This window comes from Pseudomonas sp. K5002 (assembly GCF_013386655.1).
In the GTDB taxonomy this organism is placed as follows: Bacteria; Pseudomonadota; Gammaproteobacteria; order Pseudomonadales; family Pseudomonadaceae; genus Aquipseudomonas.
The window spans coordinates 866-1,078 of sequence record NZ_JACARK010001036.1 but is presented as its reverse complement, the minus strand read 5'-3'; the positions used below and the strand labels follow the sequence as shown (position 1 = coordinate 1,078).

At 62.0% G+C, this 213-nt stretch carries 1 protein-coding gene; it reads left to right on the top strand.

Annotated features, from left to right (window positions below):
* On the top strand, positions 1–213 hold a 213-nt coding region (locus HX846_RS39945; RefSeq protein ID WP_256740222.1), incomplete at both ends, for a methyl-accepting chemotaxis protein.

Below are 213 nucleotides of genomic sequence, written 5' to 3'. Positions count from 1 at the left end.
TGAAGTGCGCAACCTGGCGCGACGTACCCAGGAGTCGGTGGAAGAAACCCGCCTGGTGATCGAGCAACTGCAAAGCGGTACCCAGGAAGTGGTCGGTTCCATGAGCAACAGCCATCGCCAGGCCCAGGGCAGCGTCGAACAAGTGGGCCAGGCCGTGACCGCCTTGCGCCAGATCGGCGATGCGGTAACGGTAATCAGCGACATGAACCTGCA